At 38.5% G+C, this 25994-nt stretch carries 27 protein-coding genes; all 27 read right to left on the bottom strand.

Features of this window, described 5'->3' with window-relative positions; all coding sequences use genetic code 11:
- Nucleotides 1-13: 13 nt before the first annotated feature.
- The 27 genes from ACQKMR_RS04940 to ACQKMR_RS04810 all read right to left on the bottom strand — a co-directional run bounded on the left by ACQKMR_RS04940 (nucleotide 14) and on the right by ACQKMR_RS04810 (nucleotide 25656).
- The gene (locus ACQKMR_RS04940) at nucleotides 14-1591 is read right to left on the bottom strand and encodes a DUF342 domain-containing protein (RefSeq protein ID WP_427696278.1); all 1578 of its coding nucleotides are present in this window, start codon (nucleotides 1589-1591) and stop codon (nucleotides 14-16) included.
- Nucleotides 1592-1992: 401 nt separating this feature from the next.
- Nucleotides 1993-2784 carry a sporulation transcription factor Spo0A gene (spo0A, locus tag ACQKMR_RS04935; RefSeq protein ID WP_427696277.1) on the bottom strand — a complete coding sequence of 264 codons (792 nt, stop codon included), beginning with the start codon at nucleotides 2782-2784 and terminating at the stop codon, nucleotides 1993-1995.
- A 350-nt stretch (nucleotides 2785-3134) separates the two neighbouring features.
- Nucleotides 3135-4427 carry a SpoIVB peptidase gene (spoIVB, locus tag ACQKMR_RS04930; protein ID WP_427696276.1) on the bottom strand — a complete coding sequence of 431 codons (1293 nt, stop codon included), beginning with the start codon at nucleotides 4425-4427 and terminating at the stop codon, nucleotides 3135-3137.
- Between the two features lie 162 nt (nucleotides 4428-4589).
- On the bottom strand, nucleotides 4590-6305 hold the full coding sequence (gene recN / locus ACQKMR_RS04925; RefSeq protein ID WP_427696275.1) for a DNA repair protein RecN: 1716 nt from the start codon (nucleotides 6303-6305) through the stop codon (nucleotides 4590-4592).
- A 22-nt stretch (nucleotides 6306-6327) separates the two neighbouring features.
- Complete coding sequence (gene ahrC, locus ACQKMR_RS04920; protein WP_053346905.1) at nucleotides 6328-6777, bottom strand: transcriptional regulator AhrC/ArgR; 450 nt, start codon at nucleotides 6775-6777, stop codon at nucleotides 6328-6330.
- A gap of 363 nt (nucleotides 6778-7140) precedes the next feature.
- Entirely contained in the window at nucleotides 7141-7968 is an 828-nt protein-coding gene (locus tag ACQKMR_RS04915; protein ID WP_427696274.1) for a TlyA family RNA methyltransferase, read from the bottom strand.
- A gap of 4 nt (nucleotides 7969-7972) precedes the next feature.
- On the bottom strand, nucleotides 7973-9865 hold the full coding sequence (gene dxs / locus ACQKMR_RS04910) for a 1-deoxy-D-xylulose-5-phosphate synthase (RefSeq protein ID WP_427696273.1): 1893 nt from the start codon (nucleotides 9863-9865) through the stop codon (nucleotides 7973-7975).
- A 251-nt stretch (nucleotides 9866-10116) separates the two neighbouring features.
- Entirely contained in the window at nucleotides 10117-11010 is an 894-nt protein-coding gene (locus tag ACQKMR_RS04905) for a polyprenyl synthetase family protein (protein WP_427696272.1), read from the bottom strand.
- Nucleotide 11011: 1 nt separating this feature from the next.
- On the bottom strand, nucleotides 11012-11245 hold the full coding sequence (locus tag ACQKMR_RS04900; RefSeq protein WP_427696271.1) for an exodeoxyribonuclease VII small subunit: 234 nt from the start codon (nucleotides 11243-11245) through the stop codon (nucleotides 11012-11014).
- Nucleotides 11242-12594 (bottom strand): exodeoxyribonuclease VII large subunit, encoded by a 1353-nt coding sequence (gene xseA, locus ACQKMR_RS04895; RefSeq protein ID WP_427696270.1) that lies wholly within the window; start codon nucleotides 12592-12594, stop codon nucleotides 11242-11244. The genes ACQKMR_RS04900 and xseA overlap by 4 nt, the downstream gene beginning before the upstream one ends.
- Before the next feature lie 150 nt (nucleotides 12595-12744).
- Nucleotides 12745-13620: a bifunctional methylenetetrahydrofolate dehydrogenase/methenyltetrahydrofolate cyclohydrolase FolD gene (folD, locus tag ACQKMR_RS04890; protein WP_427696269.1), complete on the bottom strand. Its 876-nt coding sequence runs from the start codon at nucleotides 13618-13620 to the stop codon at nucleotides 12745-12747.
- 79 nt (nucleotides 13621-13699) lie between these two features.
- Nucleotides 13700-14089: a transcription antitermination factor NusB gene (nusB, locus tag ACQKMR_RS04885; RefSeq protein WP_053346912.1), complete on the bottom strand. Its 390-nt coding sequence runs from the start codon at nucleotides 14087-14089 to the stop codon at nucleotides 13700-13702.
- A 476-nt stretch (nucleotides 14090-14565) separates the two neighbouring features.
- Nucleotides 14566-14970, bottom strand: coding sequence for an Asp23/Gls24 family envelope stress response protein (locus ACQKMR_RS04880; protein WP_427696350.1), 405 nt, complete (start codon nucleotides 14968-14970; stop codon nucleotides 14566-14568).
- Between the two features lie 36 nt (nucleotides 14971-15006).
- Entirely contained in the window at nucleotides 15007-16359 is a 1353-nt protein-coding gene (gene accC / locus ACQKMR_RS04875) for an acetyl-CoA carboxylase biotin carboxylase subunit (protein WP_427696268.1), read from the bottom strand.
- A 14-nt stretch (nucleotides 16360-16373) separates the two neighbouring features.
- Complete coding sequence (accB, locus tag ACQKMR_RS04870; protein ID WP_427696267.1) at nucleotides 16374-16871, bottom strand: acetyl-CoA carboxylase biotin carboxyl carrier protein; 498 nt, start codon at nucleotides 16869-16871, stop codon at nucleotides 16374-16376.
- A 628-nt stretch (nucleotides 16872-17499) separates the two neighbouring features.
- Complete coding sequence (locus tag ACQKMR_RS04865; RefSeq protein WP_427696266.1) at nucleotides 17500-18123, bottom strand: SpoIIIAH-like family protein; 624 nt, start codon at nucleotides 18121-18123, stop codon at nucleotides 17500-17502.
- Between the two features lie 14 nt (nucleotides 18124-18137).
- Nucleotides 18138-18806, bottom strand: coding sequence for a stage III sporulation protein AG (gene spoIIIAG / locus ACQKMR_RS04860; RefSeq protein WP_427696265.1), 669 nt, complete (start codon nucleotides 18804-18806; stop codon nucleotides 18138-18140).
- Nucleotides 18807-18813: 7 nt separating this feature from the next.
- The gene (gene spoIIIAF / locus ACQKMR_RS04855; RefSeq protein ID WP_427696264.1) at nucleotides 18814-19422 is read right to left on the bottom strand and encodes a stage III sporulation protein AF; all 609 of its coding nucleotides are present in this window, start codon (nucleotides 19420-19422) and stop codon (nucleotides 18814-18816) included.
- A 16-nt stretch (nucleotides 19423-19438) separates the two neighbouring features.
- On the bottom strand, nucleotides 19439-20647 hold the full coding sequence (gene spoIIIAE / locus ACQKMR_RS04850) for a stage III sporulation protein AE (RefSeq protein ID WP_427696263.1): 1209 nt from the start codon (nucleotides 20645-20647) through the stop codon (nucleotides 19439-19441).
- A 33-nt stretch (nucleotides 20648-20680) separates the two neighbouring features.
- The gene (gene spoIIIAD, locus ACQKMR_RS04845) at nucleotides 20681-21070 is read right to left on the bottom strand and encodes a stage III sporulation protein AD (RefSeq protein WP_098176754.1); all 390 of its coding nucleotides are present in this window, start codon (nucleotides 21068-21070) and stop codon (nucleotides 20681-20683) included.
- A gap of 13 nt (nucleotides 21071-21083) precedes the next feature.
- A complete protein-coding gene (gene spoIIIAC / locus ACQKMR_RS04840; protein ID WP_034308319.1) occupies nucleotides 21084-21287 on the bottom strand; it encodes a stage III sporulation protein AC in 204 nt (67 codons plus the stop codon).
- Between the two features lie 21 nt (nucleotides 21288-21308).
- Nucleotides 21309-21824, bottom strand: coding sequence for a stage III sporulation protein SpoIIIAB (gene spoIIIAB / locus ACQKMR_RS04835; RefSeq protein WP_427696262.1), 516 nt, complete (start codon nucleotides 21822-21824; stop codon nucleotides 21309-21311).
- Nucleotides 21817-22749, bottom strand: a complete 933-nt coding sequence (gene spoIIIAA, locus ACQKMR_RS04830) for a stage III sporulation protein AA (RefSeq protein ID WP_427696261.1) — start codon at nucleotides 22747-22749, stop codon at nucleotides 21817-21819. The genes spoIIIAB and spoIIIAA overlap by 8 nt, the downstream gene beginning before the upstream one ends.
- A 208-nt stretch (nucleotides 22750-22957) precedes the next feature.
- Nucleotides 22958-23515 carry an elongation factor P gene (gene efp / locus ACQKMR_RS04825; RefSeq protein ID WP_034308328.1) on the bottom strand — a complete coding sequence of 186 codons (558 nt, stop codon included), beginning with the start codon at nucleotides 23513-23515 and terminating at the stop codon, nucleotides 22958-22960.
- 26 nt (nucleotides 23516-23541) lie between these two features.
- Nucleotides 23542-24603: a M24 family metallopeptidase gene (locus ACQKMR_RS04820; RefSeq protein ID WP_427696260.1), complete on the bottom strand. Its 1062-nt coding sequence runs from the start codon at nucleotides 24601-24603 to the stop codon at nucleotides 23542-23544.
- On the bottom strand, nucleotides 24604-25050 hold the full coding sequence (gene aroQ, locus ACQKMR_RS04815) for a type II 3-dehydroquinate dehydratase (protein ID WP_427696259.1): 447 nt from the start codon (nucleotides 25048-25050) through the stop codon (nucleotides 24604-24606).
- A 93-nt stretch (nucleotides 25051-25143) separates the two neighbouring features.
- On the bottom strand, nucleotides 25144-25656 hold the full coding sequence (locus ACQKMR_RS04810) for a YqhR family membrane protein (RefSeq protein ID WP_427696258.1): 513 nt from the start codon (nucleotides 25654-25656) through the stop codon (nucleotides 25144-25146).
- Nucleotides 25657-25994 lie beyond the last annotated feature (338 nt).

Genomic DNA, 25994 nt, shown 5'->3' with positions numbered 1-25994 from the left:
TATTTAATAGAAACTAATCGAGATGCAGATAATTATTTTCTGCATAAAAGGTTCCTTTTGTAAGATCATTTAATTTTTTTTCCAAACTTTTAATTTGTAAGCAAGTATCAGGGAAGGCCATTTGACCAATGGTAATTTCCCCGTCTCCTTTTGATTCGAGTGTATCCATTAATGACTTTCGTTTTTCATCTAATTGAAAAATCTCGGCCGTCAAGTTTTCAAATTGGCTTCTTATTTGTTCATATTGATAATTTTGTGCTAAATTCAATTGACCTACAAACATATCATATACTTCCAGCTTTTCCTTTACTAATTCGAGGTTTTGAATTTTGGATTTATATAGAAGTAGCGTTTTATTCAATTCCTCTTTTAAGATTTCGCGGTTAAATCCCTGTACATTAATTATCGTTTTACGTTCCATTCGATTACCAATGACAGCCGCTCTCACTTTTCCATGTGCTTCAATTACCCCGCCGATTAACTTTCCTTTTTTTTCATCTGTGAAGATATTTTTTGCTTTCAGGAAACTTCCCAATGAATAAGAACCAATATGTATATTTTCACCCGCATTTAAATGACATTCATTGGCATGCTTTACAAAGATGTTTCTTCCAGCAGAAATTTTCGACACACCCTTACCAAAAATTCCGCCTTTAATGAAAACATCACCCTCTTTTGACTTGATTTCTTTAACTTTACTTACCCCAAGCTCACTTAGTATAGAAATATCCTTCGTTGCTATTACCGAAAAATTATCAATAATCGTCCCTTTTACAGTCACATTTCCATCAAATTCGATATTCCCTGTTTCAATACCTACATCACCCTCAATGACTAGGTGATCACCAACAGCAATCTTTCCCCCTCTAAATTCCACTACTCCATTAATTAATGCTCTCAGAATTATTTTTCCATTTTCTTCAATAGCAGCAACTGTTTTTCGATCATATAGTAGTTTCTTATTCTTTCCTTTATCAGCCAGTACAAATTCTCCAGTTATGTTCCTTCCCATCTTACCAGGTGTTGGCGGGACTATTTCCCCTAACCAATCACCACTTTTTACTTCATCGAGAAAACTCATATCATAATAATCGACTTTTCCATCTTCTCGAACGGCAGGTTTTCTTTCCGATCGTTCGTAATAGGTAACCACTGCATCCTTGCCATGGACTGGTTCAGTTCCCTTAGCGATAACTATTGAATCTTTAATTCTAAGCCCATTTTGCATTAGATGCATTAAAATCCCTTCTGAAATATTTTCCGTTTGAAGCTCCTTTAAAATATTGCTCATAATAACAGAATAATTCTCTTTCAGATACTCTTTAGAACAATTAATTTTGACACTAGCTAACATTTTATCTTCAGCTATATCCAACTCTATGGTCGGTTTTTGTTTTCCAATTTGAATTTTCGCTCCGCTTGCTTGTGTAAGGGCAACCTTTAAGTCCTTAAAATTCTCCAGTTGGATTTGTGGGAATTTCATTAAAATAGGATTTAAAAGCAGAATGGAAAAACCCTTTTGAAAAACAGTCATATAAATCATTCCATTTTCCATTCCTAATACAAAATACTCATTTTCTTCATAAATCATATAATTCCCCCTTATAAATATAATTATATATACCTATAATTATAATCTAAAAATTGAGAGAAAAAATAAAAACATACATATTTCACTAACTAATAATTTAGATAGTAATTGAAATAACAAAATGCTACTGTCTCTAATCACTTCCGATAACAAACCCAAACAAAAACGCCTTTTATTTATTGGATTCTTCCTGTAAAATCCAATAAATAAAAGGCGCTTAATTTTTGTAATCGGCAGCGTTAAAAATAATGAAGTTGCTGATTAGAAAAAATCACAAAGCAACTTCTTCATGTCTGCTTATCATCCAGACGGGGAATTCCTATATATATTTAGCGGCTCTAGCCTTTACATTGTCAATTGTTAAATAAAAATCTCAACAATCGGTTCTCCCCCTACCCCTGTCAAGAAGCTTTATGTTCAAGACGAAGCTTATCAGCAACCATTGCAATGAACTCGGAATTCGTAGGTTTTGCCTTAGTCATGCTGACGGTATAACCGAATAAAGATGAAATTGATTCAATATTCCCCCGGCTCCAGGCCACTTCAATCGCATGTCGGATGGCACGTTCAACACGGCTGGCGGTTGTATTGTATTTTTTTGCAATGTCCGGATATAGAACCTTTGTAATCGATCCTAATAGTTCAATATCGTTATACACCATTGAAATGGCTTCCCTTAAATATAAATAGCCCTTAATATGCGCAGGTACACCAATTTCGTGAATAATGCTAGTGATGCTAGCATCCAGGTTTTTCGGCTTTGATTCACTTTGAGGACGATAACTAAACTGACTATGATTTTTCAATACAGCCTGTCCTTTGCCGCTCACCTGACGAATATGATTGGCCAGATTCTCCATATCAAATGGCTTTAGAATAAAATAAGACGCTCCCAAATCAACAGCTTTTTTCGTAACATCTTCTTGACCAAATGCAGTAAGCATAATTACATTAGGCATTGAACCCCGTTTTACTTCACGAAGTTTTTCAAGCACACCTAACCCATCTAAATGAGGCATGATAATATCGAGAATCAAAATATCCGGATCTACGTTTTCTAACATACCCAGACAATCTTGACCGTTATGTGCAACCCCAATTACTTCCATGTCTTCCTGTGCTGAAATGTATTCTTCCAGAAGGCCAACAAGTTCTCTATTATCGTCTACAACGCACACCTTAATTTTTTTCACGCTTGATTTCCTCCTCAACTACAATTGGTCTTTTTTTCTATATGACTAAATTCTATTGTAATTGAACTTTTCGACAATGGAAACTAAATTCCTTTTATTTTTGAAAAAATATAAGGAATTCAATATTATTCTCCGGATATCTCTTGTTTTCGACTTCGTTTGCTATTCGAATAAACAGATTGTCGAAAAATCTTCATTTTGTTATCATTTTATCACATCAACTCAAAAAAACCTCAATTTTTGAAGAAATCATTTTAAGTCATGATTATTTTCCTTATAAAATGAAGATAGAATGGTCCAATATGGCCCATTTAATTAAAAAGGGGCATCCAAAAGGATACCCAGACTCTTCAGCTTGCCTTTTCATAATTATCTTTGTCGTATATATTGATACCGGCTTCGTTTAACATCCATTCGATATGGACTCCATACCCACTTGTAGGATCATTAACGAATACATGGGTAACTGCACCGATTAATTTCCCATTTTGTATGATAGGACTGCCGCTCATACCTTGAACGATCCCACCCGTTTTTTGAAGCAATTCTTTATCTGTCACTTTTAAAACCATTCCTTTAATTGCAGGGAACTTTTGTGGAATGGAACTGACTATTTCCACATCAAATTCCTCTACTTTAGAACCATCCACTACAGTAAGGATTTTTGCTGGTCCTTCCTTTACTTCGTGGGAAAGGGTTATTGGGAGAGCCTTGTCCCTAATTCCATTTTTGAAATCTTGATTTAACTTCCCGAAAATCCCAAAGGGACTATTGCGATTAATATTTCCTATTTTTTCTTTGTTAGAAGAAAACCGTGCTAATTTTTCTCCCGGGTCACCATTGCTTCCTTTTTCGATGGACGTAACCGTCGATTGAACAATCTGCCCATTCTCTACAACAATCGGCTTTTTTGTATCCATATCCGAGATGACATGCCCCAGTGCTCCATATTTTTTCGAATCTGGGTGATAAAAAGTCATCGTCCCAATTCCAGCCGCTGAATCGCGAATATATAGGCCCAATTTGTAAGTTCCTTCATTCTTATCCTTTAGAGGCAAGAGTATACTATGAAGCACTTTATTATCGCGGTTGATAACAAGATTTAACGCTTCTCCCTTTTCACCTGCCTGCTGAACAAAAGGGGTTACATCCCCCATCTTCTTTATCGTCTGACCATTGATTTCTGTTATAATATCACCGATTTCAATTTTCGCTTTTTCTCCTGGTGATTTCTTTCCCTGCTCAGTATCAATTAGATGATGACCTACAACGAGCACCCCGAGAGTATTAAGCTTTACTCCAATAGATTGGCCTCCGGGCATAACTTTAAAGTCTTTTAACACCCTAATATCGACCTTTTTAGCAGGCAAACCTGCTACATCAAGTAATACCTCATTCGTACCTGGTTTCTCAGCACCAAGCGTGATTGAAGCTTGCTCATCATGAAGCGAAATCCCATCACTGGATTCCAAAGCTTTTGCAGAAACGGGTAATGATTTGGAAATACTATATTGACTTCCTTCAAATAGTACAAGATGATTTGGAATTAAAAAATATTCACGAGATGGCTGGTATAACCCTAATGTTAATAGCGAAACAAGGAGAATTCCACCGATGATTCTGTTAATCCATACAAATTTCAATCCATTCACTCTCCTCGCTCTCTGACACTTTATGGCTACACCTTTAATTTAGCCCTCATGACAGTCATTTATAACAGAGACACAAAATAAAAGCTATCCGTTTTTGGATAGCTTTACAATGAATGCTTATGATAAGTTGCAAGTACTCTTATGAAGCCCATATCAAGACGTAATTTTCAACCTTTTGGCAAGCTGAATTAATTCATTGGCATGTTGCTTTGTTAAATCCGTAATCTCGACACCAGAGATCATCCTGCCAATTTCTTTTACTTTTTCGCTTTCTATAAGAGGCTTCACCGAAGTATTCGTTCGTCCTGCTCTAACATTTTTTGCAATAAATAAATGGGTATCTGCCATTGCCGCGACCTGTGGTAAATGTGAAATACAAAGTACCTGGGAGCCCGCTGCCACTTTATAGATTTTTTCGGCAATAGATTGTGCAACCCTGCCGCTTACACCTGTATCCACCTCATCGAATATAATGGAAGTAATTCCTTGATGTTTGGAGAAAATGCTTTTCAAAGCCAACATAATCCTAGATAACTCTCCGCCTGAAGCAATTTTAGAAAGAGGTTTTAACGGCTCTCCAGGATTGGTGGATATATAAAACTCCATGGAATCCAGGCCCGACTGAGTAATTCCCCTATCTGATAACTCATCGAAAGTATAGGCTGTTTGAAGAAAATGCGGTTCGAAAATTGTTTTTTCCATGTATAAATCTTTTAATTCCTGATGAATTTTCTTCGTTAACTGCTGTGCGAATGTTTGCCGAAGTTCAGACAGGTTTTTTGCTTCAACAATTAAATCAGCTTTAATCGATTTTATTTCCTTCTCAAGCTTTGCTATATGGGTTTCCCGATTTTGAAGCTTTTCGACTTCTTCCTCAATCCCAGCACCATACTCCATTATTTCCTCGATGGTCCGTCCGTATTTACGTTTTAATTGATTTATTTCATTAAGGCGACTTTCAATGAATTCCACTCGTTCTGTATCATAATCCAAAGAGTCTAACTGATCTCGGATAGTCGAGACCGCTTCTTCGAGAAGAAAGTAGCTATTTGACACAGTTTCCGAGCTATGCTTTAAGCCATCATCGAGACCCGCTGCTTCTTCCAGGTTATTCATGGCCACGGAAAGCCAATCAATCGCATGTTGCTCTCCATTTAAAGCATTATAGCTGGTTTGCAGCGCTTCATGGATTTTTTCGAAATTATTAATTTTTTTCCGTTCTTCCATTAATTCTTCATCTTCACGTAATTTCAAATCCGCTTTCTGAATTTCATCGAATTGAAACTGGATTAAATCGAGACGATGGACCATTTGCTGTTCATTTTGACTTAAACTATTCAGTTGTTTGGAAGCTGTTTCATACCGTTTATATAACTTTTGATATTCGGCAAGAGCTGAAGCAACTTTTTCGCCGCCGAACTGGTCAAGCAAAGGAAGGTGGAGTCGTTCATCCATTAATTCCTGATGTTCATGCTGACCATGTATATCTATCAATGTCCGTCCTATCTCACGTAAAATTGCAATCGTTACGAGCTTTCCATTTACCCGGCAGACGCTCTTGCCGCTGAGTGAGATATCTCTTCGGAGGATAGCCATCCCATCATTCATATCCAAGCCAAATTCTTCAGCCTTGGCAAAGACCGGATGTTTCTCATCTTCAATTTGAAATAGCCCTTCTATTTCGGCCTTCGACTCACCATGTCGAATAAACTCTGCCGATCCACGGCCTCCAACCAATAAATGAACGGCATCTATGATAATGGATTTCCCTGCCCCTGTTTCGCCGGTCAATACAGTCAGGCCTTTTTCAAATGAAATAGACAAGCTGTCAATGATCGCAAAATTCCTAATCGAAAGTTCTGTTAACAAACTAGGTCACCTCACATAAATATTAGAGCATGTCCAAGAATTTGCCGGAAATGATCTTCGCGTCTTCCTCAGAACGGCAGATAATTAAACATGTGTCATCGCCGCCGATTGTTCCGAGTATTTCTTGCCAATTTAAATTATCGATTAATGCACAGATTGCCTGGGCATTACCGGGGAGCATTTTCATAACAAGCAAATTATTTGCCGCATCAATGCGAACAAAAGCATCAATCAGCATTCTCTTTAATTTTTGAAGCGGATTGAAACGTTGGTCGGCTGGTAAGCTGTATTTATACCTCCCGTCCGTTAACGGAACCTTAACAAGGTGGAGCTCTTTAATATCCCTTGATACAGTAGCCTGAGTAACATTGTATCCAGCAATTTTCAGTTCTTCAACAAGCTCATCCTGAGTTTCAATATCATTATTCGTAATAATTTCCCTGATTTTTATATGTCGTTGCCCTTTATTCATAAGTAAAAGCACCTCTTCTCGACTGTTGCTTATTTAATATTAGTAAGTAACCGTTATATAAGCGTTTAAGCAGCTACCTAGCAGGCGTTGCTTCCCGCATTATGAACACATTTATCTTGCCTCTAACAACGTCCCTTGCGTACAAATAGATGCCATAGGATGTTGCTAATATTAATGTTATCGGATTTTTATGCAATTGTACAACTTTTTCTCTAAAATACATAACATGTCTATATTCTGTTCTTAAATTTTTCAATGTCACTCCCACTATAATTTGAGGGCCTTTTTGCCTCTCACTTCCTAAAGTGAAAAAACTCCTTCAGCCAACCATTCAGCTAAAGGAGCTATACATAGTTCTATTTTTTATGCTTTTTTAAACTGGGCATGGGCTTCTCCAACTATGTCGTCAACCGTTTTTGAGAGCAATAGGTCTCCATCTTCTTTCGACCCTTCCCAATATAAATGAAGCAAAAATTCAATATTTCCATCGCCACCTGTAATAGGAGAAAAGGAGGCATCCTTAATATCGTAGCCTTCTTTTTTTGCAAAAGAAATTATTTTATTTAACACTTCTTTATGGATTTTGGGTTCACGAACAATTCCCTTTTTGCCAACTTGATCTTTCCCAGCCTCGAATTGCGGTTTTACTAGGGCTACAACGTCGCTTTTGGGTACAAGCAAGGTCTTTAGAACAGGTAAAATTAACGTGAGCGAGATAAAAGAAACATCAATACTTGCAAAGTCTGGCATCTTCCCATCAAGATCGGCTGGCGTGACGTACCGGAAATTGGTCCGTTCCATTACTTTAACCCTCTCATCCTGTCTAAGCTTCCAGGCAAGTTGATTATACCCTACATCAAGCGCATAAGACATGACAGCACCATTTTGTAGAGCACAATCAGTAAAGCCTCCAGTAGATGACCCGATATCAAGGAGAACTTTTCCATTCACATGTAAATCGAATTCTTTTAATGCCTTCTCAAGTTTAAGGCCACCTCTTGAAACGTAAGGCATCACTTTCCCTTTAATCGTTAATTCTAGATCAACCGGTACTTTTTCCCCCGGCTTTTCGTATCTCTCTTCATTTGCGTAGACAAGACCTGCCATAACCATACGCTTAGCTTTTTCACGCGTTTCAGCTAAGCCTTGTTCTACTAGTAATACATCTAATCTTTCTTTCATTACTTTCATATTTTCAGGCCCTTTTTTCTTTTTTGGGTGTAATCATTTTAATCTTTTTCATAGCTGTCTCAGTCGTTAAACCGATTTCTTCAAGTAGCTCATCAACACTCCCATGTTCAATGAAATAGTCAGGAATTCCCATCCGATCAATAATCGCACCATAAAACCCTTGATCATGAGCATATTCGAGTACAGAACTACCAAAGCCACCTTGAAGGACTGCTTCTTCTATTGTTAAGATAGGCATTTTCTCACCCAGAAGGCGACTTAGCATTTTTTCATCCAGTGGCTTAATGAATCGAGCATTAATCACCTTTACGGAATAATCCTCTTTCTCCAGAAGTGCTGCAGCTTCAAGTGCCATAGGAATTGTTGTACCGAACGTTAAAATGGCGGCATCCGTTCCTTCTTTCAGGACTTCCCATGAGCCGATAGGAATCTGCTGTAATTCTGAATCCATTACAACTCCCCAACCATTTCCACGTGGGAAACGCATAGCAATTGGACCATCATCATAGTTTAAAGCCGTATTTACCATATGTTGGCCTTCATTTTCATCTTTGGGCATCATCAAAACCATATTCGGAATATGGCGTAAGAACGCAATATCGAAAACGCCTTGATGAGTTTCACCATCAGAACCAACAAGGCCAGCCCTATCAATTCCAATAAAGACATTCAAATTCTGACGGCAGATATCATGTACCACCTGGTCATATGCTCTTTGTAAGAAGGTTGAGTAAATCGCCAAAAATGGCTTCATTTTCTGCGTTGCCAATCCAGCCGCAAAAGTTGCCGCATGCTGCTCGGCAATCCCTACATCATAAAAACGTTCCGGGAATTCCTCAGAAAACCCTACCAATTTCGAGCCTACAGGCATAGCAGGTGTAATGGCTACAATCCGTTCATCTTCGCGTGCAAGTCTGCTTACAGTATCACTTACAAGGGCACTCCAAGCAGGACCTTTACTAGGGGATTTAACGAAATCACCTGTTTCAATCTTGTATGGGCCTGTCCCATGCCAATTCCCTGTTGTATCCAACTCAGCGGGAGAATAGCCCTTACCTTTTTTCGTGATGACATGTAACAGGACTGGTCCTTTTGTTTTCTTGGCATACCTTAAATTCTCTAACAGTTCTTCATAATTATGACCATCCACTGGTCCAAGATATGTGAAACCTAGTTCTTCAAAAAAGATCCCTGAGACCAATAAATACTTCATACTGTCCTTCAAGCGTTCAGCAGTAGCTGCAAGTTTCCCACCAACTGCAGGAATTTTTTTCAAAAGCAGTTCCAACTCGTCTTTTGCCCAATTATATTTACCTGCTGTCCGTAATCTTCCCAATATCGTGTGTAAGGCACCGACATTAGGTGCAATTGACATTTCATTATCATTTAAGATAACAATCATGTCCTTTTTCTCATCACCGATGTGATTCAAGGCTTCAAGTGCCATTCCCCCTGTAAGCGCTCCATCACCAATTACAGGTAAAATAAAACTTTTCTCTCCCTTAATATCACGAGCAGCTGCCATTCCCATAGCAGCTGAAAGGGAAGTAGAACTGTGTCCGGTTTCCCATACATCATGAGGACTTTCAATCATTTTAGGAAACCCGCAAAGACCTTTATACTTCTTTAAAGTATCAAACTCTCCTGCTCTTCCTGTCAGGATTTTATGAACATATGATTGATGTCCTACATCCCATAATATTTTATCCTTCGGGCTATCAAATTCTTTGTGCAACGCTATTGTCAATTCGACTACGCCTAAATTCGGCCCAATATGCCCGCCGGTTACCGATAATTTTTCTACAAGAAACTTCCGAATTTCGACACTTAATTCGACAAGTTCTTCATTATTCATATTCTTCAAAAAAGAAGGGTCTTTTATAGATAGAAGATCCAAACTGGACCACTCACTTTCTGTCATTTTCGGTTGAAAGCATAAACAAAGCCTCATAAAAGAGTGCTATATAGAAGACTTGACCGAAAAATTCGTTATAAGGTAAAAATAGCCGCCAACACCCAGGTGATTTCGGCGGCTTATTTTTACCTATTTTATCATGTATCGCAACTAAAAAATTCATCTTTATCTTCACGTATTTTTGCACAATGAGTATACCATAAAACCTCATTTGATAACAAATTTAGCCACACTCAATGGTCTCGGGTCGCAATTAAATCGGTTAGTTCGTTTAATAAACTTGTTTGTAAATTTGTTTTTCCTAAAGCCGTATGGGCAAGTTTAATATGATAATCCAACTTCTCCTTAGCACCATCAAGTGTAAGTAAAGAAGGATATGTGCTTTTATGATTGCCTTCATCGCTGCCAACTGGCTTACCAATTAACTCTACTGATCCTTCAATATCCAGAATATCATCCCGAATTTGAAAAGCAAGTCCTAGATGGTAGGCAAAATCACGTAAATGCTGATGCTGTTCGTTATTTGCTCCAGCTAATATGGCACCTGAAATGATACTAGCAGTCAGTAGCTTCCCCGTTTTATGCTCATGAATATATTCTAATTCATTAAGGGTCAATTGTTTACCTTCACCTTCCATATCGGCGACTTGACCTCCAACCATCCCTTCAGCGCCAGCAGATTTAGCAATTTCACTAATTAAGTTCAACTTCATTTCCGCAGTCACTTCAGGGTCAATCATATCCGTCACCAATTGAAAACTGTATGTAAGCAATGCATCCCCTGCCAGGACAGCTACCGCCTCACCGAAGACTTTATGATTCGTAGGTTTTCCACGTCGAAGATCATCGTCATCCATCGCTGGAAGGTCATCATGAATCAATGAATATGTATGAATCATTTCAATGGCTGCAGCCGCAGGTATCCCTGTTTGTAAATTTTTTCCAAACGCATCTAAAACCGCAAAAACCAACAAGGGACGAATCCTTTTTCCTCCTGCTTCCAATGAATAAGTCATCGCTTCTTTGACAACAGCTGGAGCTTCAAGCTTATTTACATATTCAACGATTTCTCTCTCTATTACAGCTTTATATTCTTTTGAAAACGTTTCAAATGACGCCGTACTCATATTATTCTTCCTCCTGTACAGCGAAGGTTTCAAGTTCCCCATCTTCGCGTAAAATTTGAGTCAATTGATCTTCAACAGTCTTCAACTTCGAATGACAAAGTCGGGATAAATCCATCCCTTGTTTATATATGGAAATCGCTTTTTCGAGAGGCACGTCCCCTTCTTCCAACTGCTCTACAATTTTTTCGAGATTCTCCATTGCTTCTTCAAATGTAACTTCTTGTTTCTTTGTCATGGTTCAATTCGCTCCTTTATTTCTTTAATTTCACATTCAAGGGTTCCATCTTTTATTGAAACAGCTATCTTATCCCCTTTGGATACTTGCTGTGTACTTTTTATTAATGTTTCATCCTCAGCAAAGACTAGCCCATAGCCCCGTTCCATAATCTTTAGTGGACTGAGGGCAGACAAGGTTGCAGTGATATGAACAAACTGCTGTGACTTTTGACGATAGATGGCTTCCATGGCCCGACGTAATTCTTTTTCTTGCTGATGCAACTCATCTTTTGAATTTTTCACAGCCTGTTCAGGGTGCAGCTTTTTCAGAATATCGGTCACCTTATTTAGCTCATCTCTCTTTTTCATGAAATACCGGGTGCTTGTCTTCCCTAACCTGTCCAAAGTCTTGTCAAGCTGTTCAAGTTTCTGCTCATACATTTTGTGTGGATAGCGGAAAGCATAAGATCTTTCCATCCTAGTCAAGCGGGTACGTTCAAAATTCACCGTTTCCTGGATGGAACGCGTCAAACGATTCTTACGGTTCATCAGCCGTTCAAGTATTTCATTCAGATGAGGTACCGCAAGCTCCGCTGCCCCTGTAGGAGTCGGTGCCCGCATATCTGCTACAAAATCCGCAATTGTAAAATCTGTTTCGTGTCCAACAGCTGAAATAATTGGTATATCCGAATCATAAATTGATTCAGCTACTATCTCCTCATTAAAGGCCCAGAGCTCCTCGATGGAACCGCCGCCCCTTCCGACAATCAGTACATCGCTTTCAGCCCTCGAGTTAGCCACCGAGATCGCCTGGGCAACCGATTTAGCGGCATTATTCCCTTGAACAAGAGCTGGATAAATGATGATTTTTGCAATTGGATAACGGCGCTTAATGGTTGTTAAAATATCCCTCAGTGCAGCACCTGTTGGAGATGTTATGACTCCCACTGACTTAGGGTATAGTGGAATCGTCTTCTTATGTTCTGCCGAAAACAAGCCTGCTGCTTCTAGCTTTTTCTTTAACTGTTCATATGCAAGGTACAGGTCCCCAACACCATCAGGAGCCATGCTCTTCACATAAAGCTGATACTGTCCACTCGCTTCATATAATGAAATGTCGCCCTTAACAAGTACCTTCATCCCATTTTCGGGAAGGAATTTCATCCCTTTGTTATTAGCAGCAAACATAACGGAAAGCAAGCGAGCCTTCTCGTCTTTCAAAGTAAAGTACATATGGCCACTTGTATGTTGTTTGAAATTAGAAATTTCACCTTTTATGTATACATTTTGCAAATGAGGATCGGCATCAAACTTCCTTTTAATGTACTTTGTTAAAGCCGATACACTCAAATATTGTTGGTTGCTCATATAATATCTCCTTCCGACAATAATCGGATATAAGAAAGCTCACCTATAGGTTACACTTAAAACTTTCGTAAATCTATGAATAGAAAAAAAGCGGTCTCTCGTTATTATAAAACAAGAGGTCCGCTTCTTTAAAATAATTTAGCGTTTTTTTTAACTTTTTAGTACTTGTTTGTTCAAGTTAAGTGTTTTTTGAGCAGATTTGACTGTATTCTTCATTAGCATTGTGATCGTCATGGGACCAACCCCTTTAGGTACAGGAGTAATGTATGCAGCTTTATTTTTCACTTCTTCATACGCAACATCGCCGCAAAGCTTCCCTTCATCATTCCTGTTCATTCCGACATCAATGACGACTGCACCTTCTTTAATATGGTCGCTCGTAATTGTGTTTCTTCTTCCGACAGCTGCAACAACCACATCAGCCTGCTTCGTATAATAAGCAAGGTCCTTTGTTTTTGAATGACAGTATGTAACAGTTGCATCCGCATTTAAGAACAATTGACCGGCCGGTTTACCAACGATATTGCTTCTCCCTACTATGACCACATGCTTACCTTCAAGTTCATAGCCAATATACTCAAGCATTACCATGACCCCATAAGGCGTACATGGTAAAAATGCATCCTGCCCCGTCATCATTCGCCCAATATTAATAGGGTGGAATCCATCAACATCCTTTTCAGGGGAAATCGCTTCAATGATCGCTTTTTCCTGAATATGTCCAGGCAATGGTAGCTGCACCAAGATACCGTGAATGCTATCATCCTGGTTTAATTCATCAATGTTCTGAATTAATTCCTCCTGAGTTAAATCTGCAGGCTTTTTAATCAATACAGAATGCATTCCTAAGTCCTCACAGGCTTTTTGCTTATTGCGCACATAGGTTTGTGAAGCCTGATTGTCACCGACTAAAATAACTGCCAAACCTGGTACGATATTTTTTTCACGTAATTGTTGTACTTCCTTACTGATTTCCTGTCTGACTGCCTCTGCAATTTCTTTACCATTAATGTTTTGAGCTGACATGTGTAGTATTTCCTCCCAAGTTAATTAATTTTGCTAAAGAAATTGCTGAGATTACCCTTTTTTCGGGGTAGCTGCTTTATTACCCGATTTTCACCTTAACCTTGGATAAAACGGCATTCACAAAGCTGCTCGATTGATCATCACCGAATTTCTTAGCAATTTCAATAGCTTCATTCATAGCAACACTTACAGGAACATCTTCACTGTGAACCATTTCATAAACCGCGATACGCAGTAAATTCCGATCAATGTTCGCTAATCTTTCTAACGTCCAGTTCTCTAAATTGTCCCTGATCATTCCATCAAGTTGTTCACGATTTTCCGTAATCCCAGTAACTAATTTTTTGAAATATTCATCAGTAGGAGCGCCATTCAGAACGCTTTCCATTGCTTCTTCTGCATCTGACTTGGCGATATCTATCTGATATAGTGCTTGAAGGGATTTTTCACGGGCTACTCTTCTTTTCATAATCTTACTCCTTTAACATCTACTATTATATATGAAAATGCTAGAACAAACGAACATTAAATAACTTTTTTTCGAAAATATTAAGATTTTTGCTGTATTTTTTACAGATTAAGCTGAATTTCACTAATATTAAGGTCAAAAGACCTTCACTCACCTATTATTCATTACATTTCTTCCAAAGTGCTTTTTAGTTAAATTGAAAACCTTATATATGTTTAATTTACAACAGAGATGTATACATTTCGAAAGTGTCAAAAAGCTCTTGTCTAGCTTTCATGCTCATATTTCATCTTTTACACTCTAACAGAAATCACCCTTGAATTAAAGGGAAACTTCCAGACACCGCCTTATTATGTTCATTTAACGTAATATTATAAGCAGGCTTTTTATACGAACGTAATCGATGGGGTAAAAATAAAAAAAACAAAAACCCGGCCTTTGCCGGGTTTTTGCAGGTGTAAGTTGAATGATGCTAATTACATTTCTTGTTCGTAATCCGCTTCCTGTTTTGCGTTTTCAAATGCTATACCTACAACATGAATGTTCACTTCGCCCGCGTCGATAGCGGTCATATTTAATAAAGCTTCACGAATGTTGTCTTGTACTTCCTGCGCAACTTTCGGAATAGACACACCAAATTTCATGACACAATAAAGCTCGACTTTAATTGTTTCTCCAGTTAAGTCAACTTTAACACCTTTACCGTGGTTCTTTTTGCCAAGCTTTTCAACTACGCCTGTAGCAAAATTCCCGCGCATATGTGCGACACCTTCAACTTCCGATGCAGCTATACCCGCGATTACCTCTATCACCTCAGGCGCAATCTCCACTCTGCCTAGTCCACTATTGTAATCATTCATTTCGAGTAATTGGCCTTCCATTTCACTCATTCAAAGCACCTCCTGTCTTCCTTTACATTATGAGTTCATTACATCATATATTTCAAGGAATTTGGTATTAAATTCTCCAGAAACAAATTGGTCATGCTGAAGTAACTTAATATGGAAAGGAATTGTAGTATTGATCCCTTCAATGACAAACTCACCTAAAGCACGTTTCATTTTTTCAATTGCCTCTTCCCTTGTCGGTGCATGGACAATTAATTTAGCAATCATAGAATCGTAATATGGCGGTATCGAATACCCAGGATATGCTGCAGAATCAACACGTACTCCGTAGCCACCTGGCGGTAAATACATTTGAATTTTACCGGCAGAAGGCATAAAGTTTTTCTCCGGATTTTCCGCATTGATCCGGCATTCGATTGACCAACCGTTAAATGTAACATCTTCTTGTGAAAGAGAAAGTTTGTCACCTGAAGCAACTTTGATTTGTTCTTTAATCAAATCTACACCTGTGACCATTTCTGTAACTGGATGCTCAACCTGGATACGTGTATTCATTTCCATAAAATAGTATTTTCTATTCACATAGTCATAAATAAATTCAACTGTACCAGCACCAGAGTAGTTAACAGCAAGGGCAGCCGTAACTGCAGCCTGCCCCATTTCCGCACGAGTTTCACCGTCAAGTGCAGGAGAAGGAGTTTCTTCAACCAGTTTTTGCAAACGTCGTTGTACCGTACAATCACGCTCTCCTAAATGGATTGCATTCCCATGATTATCAGCCATGACTTGGATTTCAACGTGACGGAAGTCTTCAATGAATTTTTCAATATACACGCCTGGATTTCCAAAAGCTGTAGCAGCTTCTTGTTGCGTGATGTTAATGCCTTTAATAAGATCTTCTTCCGTTCTAGCGACCCGGATACCTTTACCGCCGCCACCGGCTGTAGCTTTTATGATGACGGGATAGCCCATTTTATTAGCAAGGGCTACACCCTCATCTGTATCTTTAATAATTCCTTTAGAGCCAGGAACAATCGGTACACCGGCTATGCGCATGGTTTCCCTTGCTACGTCCTTTGTCCCCATTTTATTGATTGCTTCGGGGCTAGGACCGATGAATATGATATTACATTCTCGGCAAAGCTCTGCAAAGTCAGCATTTTCGGCAAGGAATCCATAACCAGGGTGAATGGCATCTGATCCTGTTTTCTTGGCTGTGCTGATAATGTTCGTTGTATTTAAATAACTGTCTTTTGATAATTTAGGACCGATGCAATAAGCTTCGTCGGCAATTTGAACATGTAATGCTTCTTTGTCGGCTTCTGAATAGACCGCTACAGTTTCAATACCTAACTCCTTGCATGCCCGGATAATTCGGACTGCAATTTCCCCACGATTGGCAATTAATACCTTTTTGATCATTTAGAAACAGCTCCTCATTCAGGCTTTACTAAAAATAATGGTTGACCATATTCTACAAGTTGGCCTTCTTTTACAAGAACTTCTACAATTTCACCGCTTACTTCGGCTTCAATCTCATTGAAAAGTTTCATAGCTTCTACGATACAAACAATAGAATCTGCTGTTACTTTATCCCCTGCTTTCACGTATGCAGCAGCATCCGGAGATGGAGCTTGGTAGAAAGTTCCCACCATTGGAGAAGTGATTTTATGTAAGTTTTCTTGATCAGTGACAGCAGCAGTTGGCTTAACTGCTTCAACAGCTATTGGCGCTGCAGGGGCAGGAGCTGCTGCAGGCTTAACTTCAACTGCTGCTTTAGCTTGAACAACTTCTGGAGCTGCTGCTGGGTGTCCTACTGATTCTGTTTCAGGTTTCTTTAGTTTAATTTTTGTTCCTTCATTTTCATAAACGAATTCACTAATATTAGATTGATCGACTAGCTTAATAATTTCACGAATTTCTTGCACTTTCATTTGTGGCACCCCTTGTCTAATTTGATATAAATTTTTTGAGGCAATATTTTATGTACCTTTTCACTTTAGCTTGTCCATACCTTGTCCAATTCTTCACAATGAAGCCGCTTTCTAAACCAGAAAGCGAATGACCGAATAAATACCTCATCTGTATTATAACAGAAATTTCACTTTCTTAAAATATTGTTTTCTTTAGAAGACTGAAAAGTTTATGACCAGCTTCTAACATCATACAATATTAGCTTATAAAAATTCAATGATAGATTAGTTGCAAAGTTGCAACTTGATATCGATACTCCTATATTACACCTTTAAAATAAAATTGTGAATATTATTTATTTTAAAATTGTAAGCGTTTTCTAGTCTATTTTACCAAATCCCCTAAGAAAATCAGCTAAAAATTTACACTAATTACTTTTCTAGAATATTACGAATGTTCAATATCACTATTTCTATTTGAATTACTGGTATCTATTGAAACAAAAAACCTTTTCCCCCAAAGTTTTCCTATAATTTTACACCTGGAAAAAAGCAAAAAAAAAAGTCCTTTTCTACTAAAAAAAGAGGACCTTCTAATTTTTTTCATTAATAAACTGTTGTGTATCAGCTTTTTTTGTAGAATGTGTGATTACTTTTCTGGTTGGAAATCCACAACTACATTTTGAGCATCATTCACTTCTTTACGTACGAGGCGTATAATGTTATTTGCCTCTGTTTTCGTTTGTTTATCAGCTTTGACACTCACTTTTACATCCGTTCCATCGACTCGCACGAGTGCGGCATTATAATCCATGGCCACAATTAGGTTTTCGATGATATTTTCCTTTACTTTCGTCTCGCTTAATTGTTCGATTTTCGCATATGCCTCTTCTCTTTCCTCAGCGGATAGTTCTGTATTGCCCATCTTCACAGTCAATTCTTCATTCAACTTCGCCCGTTCATCTTCAATCTGCATCCTTAATGATTCGAACTCGTCGCCTGATGCTATAGTTACAGAAGAACCAGCAGCATTCTTAGAAGAGGTTTCTTTACCACTTTTATTTTCTCCCTTGCTTTCTGTTTTACTTTCTGTTTTACTTTCCATTTTACCCTCTGTTTTGCTTTCCATTTTACCCTCTGTTTTACTTTCTGTCTGTTCAGTTGCCGTCATATCAGCAGCATTCTCTTCAGGAGCTGTTAAATAATAGACAGACAGTACCACTACCAGACTTAGCATAGTCAATAACCAAACGGTTTGTTTTTTTAATAGCATGTAGATTTTCCCCCTTATTTTTTAGGCATAACAGATACCCGGTGACTTGGTACATCAAGTGAACGAGTGACGGCTTCGATAATCCACTTCTTTATTTGAATATTATCGGCCCCTTTTGCGACCACTAGGACCCCTCGTACACTAGGTTTTTTTGTTTCTGAAATGATTGGTCCTTCTTTTTCACCGCTTTTGACCAAAACGAGCTGTTCATCAACAGACGAGTCTTCAACCGTTCTTTTACCGCCTTCCTTGTCTGTTTCTTCAGTTACTTGTTTTTGAGTGACTTTATTTCTTTCATATACTTTTTTCTCGGATGCATCCACATAGATTACGACTTTTACATCCTGGACGCCTGCGATGGATTCAAGCGCTTCCTTCATTTCATTCTGAAGATATATTTCATAATCTTTTGTCGTCTTGAATTCGGATTTCTTCTGGCCGAATGTTTCAACATCCCCTTCATCGTCCTGTTTATCATTATTGAATACAGTCTTCACTTCAGGTGTTTGTCCCGTCTGGTTGGTGGTTAACAAATTCCCGGCCATCATAATTCCCGCTCCCAAAAGGACAACTATTAGAGCATAGACATACATGGAAGGTTTTTTTTCCTTAGGCTCTTTTTGGTCAGGGTCTTTATTTAATAGTTTTTGCAGCCAGGATAATGGACCTTTGTCTTTGTTCAATACTCAGTCACTTCCTTTCCCCGGCGATTTCAATGATCTCTTCATCAACGGACCAACTTGTTGCCAGAAACCTTTTTACAGCATCCAGATTGGCATCATTCGAAGAGGATGGTTTCTCTGCATTGATATCAACCTTCGCTACTGCCTCTATCCCCGATTCTTCTTTCCCTTCTGCCTTTTCCAATGATATGGTTATGTTTTGCAAATCATCAGGGCTCGGTTCTTCCTCATTCTTGACTCCTACATCAATTGAACTAATCTTCATGTTATAATCCACCATCAGCTCCTCTTCTACTTCTGCCTGTAAGTCAACAGCCATTTGTTTTAAAATATATGCACCCTGGGTAGCTTGTATTTCTTTTTTCTTCATTTCTGTCAAATTTCCTAAATCTTTTTTTTTCTGATTTTCAAATTCACTTGTAGCCGCAGACAGAATTTCGTCGAAATCCTTATTGAATAATCCCAATATAGGAGTAATGATAATCGCAATCAGTAAAAGGCCGATTACCATTTTGGCATATTTCTGTAAAGCTGAAGTGGGAAGAAGCATATCGATTACAGTAGCCAGCAATACAAATATGATAATATTGGATACCCAGCCAGCTAAAAAACTCACCAAGCCCTCCTCCTTTCTAACGAACCATCAGTGTAATGTTTCCAGAGGCTATAATTACTGTGATACTTAAAAAGAACATAAGTGAAACAATGGCCAATGCTGCGAAAATATAAATCATGCTTTTACTTATAACGTCAAGACATTTTATTACAGGCCCTCCACCAAGAGGCTGCAAAAGACTCGCCGCTAGTTTATAAACAAAGGAGATCATTAAGATTTTTATAGCTGGGAATGTAGTAATAAGCAGGAGGATAATGACTCCTGACAACCCCACTGTATTTTTTAAAAGAACGGATGCACTGATGACAGTATCGGTAGCATCAGTAAACATGCGCCCTATTACGGGTATAAAGTTGCCTGTCACAAATTTCGCCGTCCTGATTGTCACTCCGTCTGCAACAGCGGACGATGCTCCTTGAACGGATATAACACCAAGAAAAATTGTCATAAAAGCACCCAGAATTCCGATTGCAAAGTTACGGAGCAATTGAGCAAGCTGAGTCACTTTGTAATGATCGGTCAGAGTGCTGACTATACTTAAAATTGCTGCAAAGAATAATAAGGGTAAGACGATATATTGTATCAAGATGCCACTGGTATTCATTAAAAACATTAAGACAGGATGAAAAAACGCTGCAGATACAAGTCCTCCAGAAGCTGCTATTAAAGCTAATAGCAAAGGGACGAGCGCCATTAAAAAGGAAATCATCAAATCTATCGTATCTTTTGTATATTCAATTGCCACATGAAAGCTGTTCAACGCTAAAATGATTAATACCATATAAACGATTGCATAAGCGACCTTACTCACCGAGCTTTGCTCGAACGCATTCTGCAGAGTTTGCAGAAACATGCTGAACACGGTCAATAAAATGAGTGATCCTAGGAGCTTTCCATTCACTAGCAGTTCATGAAAAACGAACTTTGTAATCCCTTTTACCCATTGATCAAATGAAAATTTCTTATCTCCGCTTACAAAATCCATGAAACTTCCTTTCTGACTTTCAGGTAAGAACCCTCCATATTCCGTGACAATGTCATCCCAATATTTCTTGAGCTCATCAACGCCGAGCCTCTCTATTTGACCTTGTACCAATTCAGACTGCATAATTGGCTCTTGTTCGATTTCTCCACTTTCACCATTTTCGGCAGCTTGTCCAACAGATGTATGCAAAAAAAAGAGTAAAACGAATAGAATGGATAAGTAAGGCATCCGCTGCTTCATACTTTCACCTCATTGACTAGTAGGAATAGTCCATCAACTTGGGAGCATCTGTATAATCGTTTCAATAATGACGGTTAAAATCGGTATTGCCATCGCCAGAATCAAGATTTTTCCGCTCAATTCTATTTTGGAAGCGAGTGATCCCTGCCCTGCATCCTTTGTAATTTGGGAGGCAAATTCAGCGATATAGGCGATTCCGATTATTTTCAAGATAGTCTCCAAATATACGGTATTTACATTTGCATTTACCGCAATTTTTTCTAACATTAAGATGATTTCGTATATTTTATCTGCTAAAAAAAGAAAAATCGAGCAACCTACAAAAACAACAAGCAGGAAAGCGAAATTAGGTTTTTGCTCCTTGACGATTAGAGCCAAAAAAGTGGCAACTAGGGCAATGCCCACGATTTTTATGATTTCAATCGCGAATCCCCCCTTACTGAAATAGGAATACTGATTTAATTTTTTGGAATAAATCCTCTACAACAGAAGCTACCATGAATAAAATATAAATAAATCCAAAAAGCGTTACCCACTGGGCATATTCTTTCTTTCCAACTTGATCGAGTATCGTGTGAAGAAATGCCACTACCAGTCCAACACCAGCTATTTTAAATATGATGTCCACATCAATGCCCATTTTCATTCCCCCCACTTATTCCTACATCAGCAAAATGATTAGTAATAATCCCGATAAAAAACCAAGGCTTTTCATCATCTTTTCATATTTCCCCTGCCTGTCTAGTGCATCGCTCTCTTCCCGTTCCAAGTGTGCCATCGTTAGCATAATTTGTTTTTGCTGATGATATTTATCACTTTTTCCTAGCGTCTCACCAAACTGTGAAAGAATTTCGAACTCTCCCTGCTTTAAGGAAAGGGACTGCCATATTTTCTTCAAACTTTCATCCCATGCATCTTTTACAGTGGTTTCACCTGATTCAAGTCGATTCGCAAATATATCAAAAAATAAGGATAAAGGTTTGGGCATCTGCTTGGATAGTTTCTGGGCCGCTTCTTTCAACGGTGTATGACCATACATTATTTCAGCCTCTAGAGATTGCATGGCGACTTTTAACTGTCTCAGTTGACGAGGCCGCATACTTAATTTTTTTGCAGCTTCAAAGCCTGCCCATGTTGTGGCTAAGATTATAATTGCTGCTCCTATTAACTTAAACATGAGGATTCACACTTTCACCCATATATAAAGGGAGGCCCGCTGAGTCGAGAACATTGTAGCTCCGCTTACCAGATTTACTTCTTTGCAATTCTATAAACCGTTCAAAAATGTTTTGTCTTAAGATTTCGGCGAAAAAGGGCCGTTTTTTAATTTCATCCAAAGTATGACCATGTGTAGTTATCACAAGTTTAATACCGGCGTTTACGGCCTCTAGTACTGCTTGTGTATCCTCTGCGCGACCAATTTCATCTACGACTAACACATCCGGAGACATAGAACGGATCATCATCATCATTCCTTCCGCTTTAGGACATCCATCAAGCACATCCACCCTTGTTCCAAATTCGAGCTGTGGTACTCCATGAACACTTCCCGCAATTTCTGATCGCTCGTCCACAATTCCCACCTTTTGAGGGGCAATACCTCTTTTTTCATTTCCACTAGATATCATCCTTGCAATATCACGTAATATCGTCGTTTTTCCTGTTTGTGGAGCACCGATTAACAAAGTATGCTGCCATTCGCCATTATATAAATAAGAAGTGAGCGGTTCCGCTGCACCTATTTTTTCGCGTGCTATCCGAATATTGAAGGAGGAAATATCCCTTATCGCTTTGACCGCCCCATTTTCAAGAATTACCTTTCCTGCAAGACCAACACGATGTCCACCTGCTATAGTTATATATCCTCGCTTTAATTCTTCCTCAAGGGTATATAATGAAAATTGACCAATCTGATTCAATAATTGCTCGGCATCCGAATGGGTCACTTCGTATGAAAAGAAGAAAGGGTCCCCCCCTACAATGACCTCTAGAGGCCTTCCAATCCGAATTCTCAACTCTTCCATTTTTTCAATCATCATCGGTGTCATACCCCGGAGCTGCTCATATAATTTTTTCGGTAAAAAAGAAAGAATCGTTTCCATTTTGACAATCCTCCTGTATACACCACTTTCAATAAAATATATGCCGATCATCCTGTAATGATGACAAGCTAATAAAGAAACTGGCCTTTTAGTGATCCCTTTTAAGAACTTCTTAACTTTCAATCCCTCACTATAGAAAAAGTCATACCTAAAAGAGAATGAAAAAAGACAAAAAAAAGCCCGAGATATAATCTCGGACTTCTTCTAATTATGCACGTGATACGTATGAACCTTCGTTTGTATTGATCAATAATTTGTCACCTTGGTTGATGAAGAATGGAACTTGAACTGAAAGTCCTGTTTCAAGTACAGCTGATTTTGTTCCACCTGAAGATGTATCGCCTTTAATACCCGGCTCTGTTTCTGCAACTTCAAGTTCAACTGTATTAGGAAGCTCGACACCAAGTGTTTCGGCTTGGAAAGTCATAATATGTACTTCCATATTTTCTTTCAAGAATTTTAATTCGCGTTCAATACTTGAAGCTGGTAGCTCGATTTGGTCGTAAGTTTCGTTATCCATAAAGACATGACTATCTCCGCTTGCATAAAGGTACTGCATTTTGCGGTTTTCAATATGTGCTTTCGCCACTTTTTCACCCGCACGGAATGTTTTCTCTTGGATGGACCCTGTACGAAGATTACGAAGCTTAGAACGTACAAAGGCAGCGCCTTTACCTGGTTTAACATGTTGGAACTCGATAACTTGCCAAATTCCATTATCTACTTCAATTGTAACACCTGTGCGAAAATCGTTTACAGAAATCATAAAATTGTCCTCCTACATGTACATGTTTACAGAATGATTAACTCTTTTGATGAATGTGTAAGTGCTTCGTTACCTTCTATTGTAACGATTGTATCATCTTCAATCCGTACTCCGCCAACTCCCGGTAAATAAATACCCGGCTCAACGGTAACAGCCATACCTGGTTCTAGAATGATATCAGACCTCAAGGATAATGCAGGACCTTCATGAACTTCAAGACCAATTCCATGTCCTGTTGAATGTCCAAAATACTGTCCAAATCCTTTTTCTTCAATTAAATTACGAGTTAGCGCATCCGCTTCCCTGCCTGTCATCCCAGGTTTTATCCCGGCCATGCCACGCAGTTGGGCTTCTAAAACAATGTCATAAATATTAATAAGTTCTTCACTTGGCTGACCAACTGCTAATGTCCGAGTTATATCAGACACATATCCGTTATAGTACGCCCCATAATCTAATGTGACAAAATCGCCTTTTTCAATGATTTTATTCGTAGCCACTCCGTGCGGAAGAGCAGATCTTTTACCAGAAGCAACAATAATATCAAAGGAAGAAGAGGTGGCCCCTTGTTTCCTCATAAAGAATTCAAGCTCATTGGACACATCCAGCTCTGAAATTCCTGGGCGCATATAATCCAGAATATGTGTAAAGGCAGCATCAGCAATAGCAGCCGCTTCCTTTAATATCTTAATCTCTGATGAGGTCTTTATCAAGCGTAAATTCTCAATTGCTCCTGACACCGGCAAAAGTTGTCCTTCAACCACCGTTTCATATGCCTTATATGTCGCAAAAGTCAGATGATCTTGCTCAAAGCCGAGTATGCTAATATTCATCTCTTTAGCCTGTTTACCGACTTCTTCAATAATTGTCCCCTTGTGTTGAACAATTTCAAAGTCTGCTGCCTGTTTGCCCGCTTGTTCTACGTATCTGAAATCAGTGATGAATTTAGCTTCTTTTTGGGAAATTAAAACAACACCGGCACTTCCAGTAAAATTGGTCATGTATCGGCGGTTATATGTACTGGTAATCAAAAAACCATCAATGCCCGCCTTTTCCATTGAGGCTCTTAAACGTTTCAGTTTATTCATTTAATTTCTCCCCTTTGCAATCTTTGTAATCGCCTGCAAAGCCAATTCATATCCGTGTGTCCCCAAGCCGACAATCTGTCCCGCCGACACCGGTGCGGTAACTGATTCATGCCGAAAGCTTTCACGGGCATGGATGTTCGAAATATGTACTTCTACAACTGGAACATCGATTCCGGCAATTGCATCGCGAATCGCATAGCTATAATGAGTAAATGCACCTGGATTAATAATAATTCCGTCTATCCCATGATCTTCTGACCAATGGAGCTTATCGATAATCGCTCCTTCATGGTTAGATTGAAAACAAGCAATTTCTACATTTAACCCTTGAGCCTGCTGTTGTAATAGAGTTTCCACATCCAAAAGCGTCGAAGACCCGTAATGCGCAGGCTCACGTTTCCCTAAGCGATTTAAATTCGGACCGTTAATTAATAGGATTTTTGTCATTATCAAACACCTGCTCATAATTAAAAGAATGCTTTCCATGATCATTCTATCATAATTACAAATTGTCTTACTACTTTTTTACAACTCAGGCGTTCAGCTTCTTGACTGATTTTCAGCACCTCTTTTTTGGCGAATATACTCCTGATGGTCGTAAGAAATAGAATATCCGATAAAAAGACCGTATAAAATAGAAATACAGATACTAGTCAAAATGGAATTTGAAGACATTTTTGAAAAGGTTGGCAAATCAGAGAACATAGGTTTTAAGACAAATATCAGCATAACCCAGCAAACAGCACCAAAAAAAACGCCTGTAAGAGTACTTTTCATTTTTCTAAAAAGTCCATAGTATATTAAAGCAATCCCCACTGACAGAATTCCGAAGACGAGCATGGTCATCATCGTACCAAGCCAGCGATCAATCCATGCCATATTTGACCAAGAAGTAAGTATAAATTTAGGGCTAAACTCCATAAAATTAACATAATGTGCTATTATTCCGGCAAAACTGGCAATGAGCCCTCCAACAAAACCGATAGCTAATACATTGTTGATTAACAAGATTTCATTTTCCGGTTGATTTTGTCCTTTTTCATTAGAAGACATATCAAACACCTCCGTTACGTAGTATGTCCGTTGTTAAATAGAACTATTTTATTTTATCTGTAGTGAGGAGATTTACTAGAGGTTTTTGGATTTATTCTGTATGATAAAAACATAAATAATGTACTTTTTTCAGAGGATTATATCCATCCTCTGTTGAAGTTTATATGTATACAGGATACTTCCTTCCTGCGATTCATCATTCATAAAGTATCTGCAAGGAATAGGCCTCCATTTATTCCTCAATTGATCTTTGAGAGGACGGTCCTATAGGGTCTTATACCTTGTGCATACTTGATAATAAACATGATAGCACCCATGAGAGAGCTACGTGAATAACT

This window comes from Peribacillus sp. NPDC096540, assembly GCF_050278525.1.
Classification (GTDB): Bacteria; Bacillota; Bacilli; order Bacillales; family DSM-1321; genus Peribacillus.
Note: the sequence above shows the minus strand (reverse complement) of the source record. Positions and strands in the feature narration are given on the sequence as shown.

Excerpts from the sequence above, each read along its gene's own strand:
- ACQKMR_RS04865 (WP_427696266.1), bottom strand. The coding sequence starts at position 18,123 with ATGCTATTAAAAAAACAAACCGTTTGGTTATTGACTATGCTAAGTCTG.
- ACQKMR_RS04880 (WP_427696350.1), bottom strand. The coding sequence starts at position 14,970 with ATGGAAGGCCAATTACTCGAAATGAATGATTACAATAGTGGACTAGGC.
- ACQKMR_RS04905 (WP_427696272.1), bottom strand. The coding sequence starts at position 11,010 with ATGAGTACGGCGTCATTTGAAACGTTTTCAAAAGAATATAAAGCTGTA.
- nusB (WP_053346912.1), bottom strand. The coding sequence starts at position 14,089 with ATGAAAAGAAGAGTAGCCCGTGAAAAATCCCTTCAAGCACTATATCAG.
- ACQKMR_RS04820 (WP_427696260.1), bottom strand. The coding sequence starts at position 24,603 with ATGAATAAACTGAAACGTTTAAGAGCCTCAATGGAAAAGGCGGGCATT.
- spoIIIAC (WP_034308319.1), bottom strand. The coding sequence starts at position 21,287 with ATGGGCATTGATGTGGACATCATATTTAAAATAGCTGGTGTTGGACTG.
- ACQKMR_RS04940 (WP_427696278.1), bottom strand. The coding sequence starts at position 1,591 with ATGATTTATGAAGAAAATGAGTATTTTGTATTAGGAATGGAAAATGGA.
- xseA (WP_427696270.1), bottom strand. The coding sequence starts at position 12,594 with ATGAGCAACCAACAATATTTGAGTGTATCGGCTTTAACAAAGTACATT.
- ahrC (WP_053346905.1), bottom strand. The coding sequence starts at position 6,777 with ATGAATAAAGGGCAACGACATATAAAAATCAGGGAAATTATTACGAAT.
- spoIIIAB (WP_427696262.1), bottom strand. The coding sequence starts at position 21,824 with ATGTTTAAGTTAATAGGAGCAGCAATTATAATCTTAGCCACAACATGG.
- ACQKMR_RS04810 (WP_427696258.1), bottom strand. The coding sequence starts at position 25,656 with ATGTCTTCTAATGAAAAAGGACAAAATCAACCGGAAAATGAAATCTTG.
- spoIIIAE (WP_427696263.1), bottom strand. The coding sequence starts at position 20,647 with ATGAAGCAGCGGATGCCTTACTTATCCATTCTATTCGTTTTACTCTTT.
- folD (WP_427696269.1), bottom strand. The coding sequence starts at position 13,620 with ATGTCAGCTCAAAACATTAATGGTAAAGAAATTGCAGAGGCAGTCAGA.
- ACQKMR_RS04915 (WP_427696274.1), bottom strand. The coding sequence starts at position 7,968 with ATGAAAGTAATGAAAGAAAGATTAGATGTATTACTAGTAGAACAAGGC.
- aroQ (WP_427696259.1), bottom strand. The coding sequence starts at position 25,050 with ATGACAAAAATCCTATTAATTAACGGTCCGAATTTAAATCGCTTAGGG.
- efp (WP_034308328.1), bottom strand. The coding sequence starts at position 23,515 with ATGATTTCTGTAAACGATTTTCGCACAGGTGTTACAATTGAAGTAGAT.
- accC (WP_427696268.1), bottom strand. The coding sequence starts at position 16,359 with ATGATCAAAAAGGTATTAATTGCCAATCGTGGGGAAATTGCAGTCCGA.
- accB (WP_427696267.1), bottom strand. The coding sequence starts at position 16,871 with ATGAAAGTGCAAGAAATTCGTGAAATTATTAAGCTAGTCGATCAATCT.
- spoIIIAA (WP_427696261.1), bottom strand. The coding sequence starts at position 22,749 with ATGGAAACGATTCTTTCTTTTTTACCGAAAAAATTATATGAGCAGCTC.
- ACQKMR_RS04900 (WP_427696271.1), bottom strand. The coding sequence starts at position 11,245 with ATGACAAAGAAACAAGAAGTTACATTTGAAGAAGCAATGGAGAATCTC.